The 2,160-nt window shown below is 58.9% G+C and carries 4 protein-coding genes; 2 read left to right on the top strand and 2 right to left on the bottom strand.

Annotated features, from left to right (window positions below; all coding sequences use genetic code 11):
* Together RT91_RS18100 and RT91_RS20885 are read left to right on the top strand one after the other, a co-directional pair.
* Window positions 1-506 (top strand): transposase (locus RT91_RS18100; RefSeq protein WP_152982870.1); only part of this gene is annotated, 506 nt, incomplete at its 5' end.
* Complete coding sequence (locus RT91_RS20885; protein WP_240314350.1) at window positions 503-967, top strand: PEP-CTERM sorting domain-containing protein; 465 nt, start codon at window positions 503-505, stop codon at window positions 965-967. The genes RT91_RS18100 and RT91_RS20885, both read left to right, overlap by 4 nt.
* Before the next feature lie 218 nt (window positions 968-1,185).
* Here RT91_RS20885 and RT91_RS22900 read toward each other — a convergent pair whose 3' ends face one another.
* Window positions 1,186-1,464 carry a PEP-CTERM sorting domain-containing protein gene (locus RT91_RS22900; RefSeq protein ID WP_408735344.1) on the bottom strand — a complete coding sequence of 93 codons (279 nt, stop codon included), beginning with the start codon at window positions 1,462-1,464 and terminating at the stop codon, window positions 1,186-1,188.
* Window positions 1,465-1,572: 108 nt separating this feature from the next.
* A partial coding sequence (locus RT91_RS18110; protein WP_035189000.1) for a transposase occupies window positions 1,573-2,160 on the bottom strand: 588 nt, incomplete at its 5' end.

Genomic DNA, 2,160 nt, shown 5'->3' on the forward strand with positions numbered 1-2,160 from the left:
ATGACTGGCAGATTTGCCTCGCCCACCAACTCCGGGACTGCAAATTCGCGATCGAGGCGGGTGATACGATCTTCGCACCCAGAATGAAGGCCCTGCTGCTCCGCGCCGTCGTGCTGGCGCGGCGCCATCGCACGCTCGCGGACGCTACAAGACGCGCCTGGCGGCGGCGCCTCGACCATGATCTCGACGCCGTCATGGCGCTCGCCCCGATCAACCACCACGGCAGACGATTGCGCCGACGATACGGCAAGGTTCGTGATCATCTCTTCACCTTCCTCGACCACCCGGATATCGCCGCGGACAACAACGGCTCCGAGCGCGAACTCCGGCCTACCGCGACATATCGCAAGGTCACCGGAGGGTTCCGATCCAACTGGGGCGCCGATTTCTTCGCCAACGTCCGATCCGTCGTCGGGACCGCCGCGCGGCACGGCCTTGATGCCTACACCGCTATCAAAAACGCCGTCACCGGAGCATCACTGCCCATCGCCCCCCTACCGGGTTGAGCAGATACGGTAATTTTAACTTCAACGCCACCCAAAACAATATCTACAATTTCTTCTCTTCAGGCGGCGGCTCGCTCTTATTCACGACGGGGTCTCAGTCGCTTCTCCAGAACACCGATCTGAGTACATCAGGCTTTGGCGACACGACGTTCATGAAAATATCGTTCAACAGCGCCAATACCATTACCGGCGTGACGCATGACGATGGCGTCAGCCTGTATCAGGCCGGAAACACATCAACTGATCTGCTGCCGCTCATAGATTCAGCTCCGACATCGAAGACGCTCAGCACACTGGTACCACCCGCCCCCGCCGGGGCCTATGACCTCTATTATGTAGAGGCGAATGGGCTCCCTGCGGTTCTCAGCACCAATGTACCCGAGCCTGGTAGCCTGATGCTGCTCGGAACCGGGCTGCTGGGCCTTGGCCTTGTCGCACGTCGCCGTCGCAAGACCATCTGACCAGAGCACTACGAGGCCCATACGACGTGACGGCTCCGGGGCTCCCGGAGCCGTTTGCAAATCAAATCACTCGGCAACGATATCGCCTGGATCGAATTGCTGGGTATGGCTGGAATTCTAGCCAAACCTACACCCCGCCGGACTCGGTTTCAGTGGGGTTTTCACACGGTCTGCTTGATTCTTGAACCCTGCCCCAAGCAGCAGCAAGCTCTACTCTATCAGAGGTAGCGTTTGGAGAGTTTGCGCCGTCCGACCAAACCAAGACCGACAAGGCCAGTGCCGAGCAGAAGAAGGGAGCCGGGTTCGGGTACTGGTGTACCGGATGTCGGCGTTAGGGTTTCTGATATAAGATCATAATTATTCTTTGTCCCATCCCAGTTAATCTTAAAATCCGGATTATATCCAGAAAATGTCCCAGACGACAACGTAACATTGAATACATAATTGATGCTTGTATTGGCTGGCAATACCGGGCCGGTCGGAGCCGTTTCGGCCATGAAGCAGTAGAAATTTCCAGTTCCATTACAGCCGTTTGCGTTTAGACCTCCTATTGATTCTGTGAATCCTGACGGGGCCAGAGCACTCGCAAAATTTGATGTATCTGCTCAACCCGGTAGGGGGGCGATGGGCAGTGATGCTCCGGTGACGGCGTTTTTGATAGCGGTGTAGGCATCAAGGCCGTGCCGCGCGGCGGTCCCGACGACGGATCGGACGTTGGCGAAGAAATCGGCGCCCCAGTTGGATCGGAACCCTCCGGTGACCTTGCGATATGTCGCGGTAGGCCGGAGTTCGCGCTCGGAGCCGTTGTTGTCCGCGGCGATATCCGGGTGGTCGAGGAAGGTGAAGAGATGATCACGAACCTTGCCGTATCGTCGGCGCAATCGTCTGCCGTGGTGGTTGATCGGGGCGAGCGCCATGACGGCGTCGAGATCATGGTCGAGGCGCCGCCGCCAGGCGCGTCTTGTAGCGTCCGCGAGCGTGCGATGGCGCCGCGCCAGCACGACGGCGCGGAGCAGCAGGGCCTTCATTCTGGGTGCGAAGATCGTATCACCCGCCTCGATCGCGAATTTGCAGTCCCGGAGTTGGTGGGCGAGGCAAATCTGCCAGTCATCGGCATGACCGCGCTGGGCGCCATAGAGATCGGAGATCCAGATAGCGGGGCGATGGCCGTCCATTACCTCCGCGACGACGTT

This window comes from Acidiphilium sp. JA12-A1, assembly GCF_000724705.2.
GTDB classification, from domain to species: domain Bacteria; phylum Pseudomonadota; class Alphaproteobacteria; order Acetobacterales; family Acetobacteraceae; genus Acidiphilium; species Acidiphilium multivorum.

What these genes read in the sequence shown, in the direction of transcription:
- RT91_RS22900 (WP_408735344.1), bottom strand. Translation starts at nt 1,464, where the DNA reads ATGGCCGAAACGGCTCCGACCGGCCCGGTATTGCCAGCCAATACAAGC.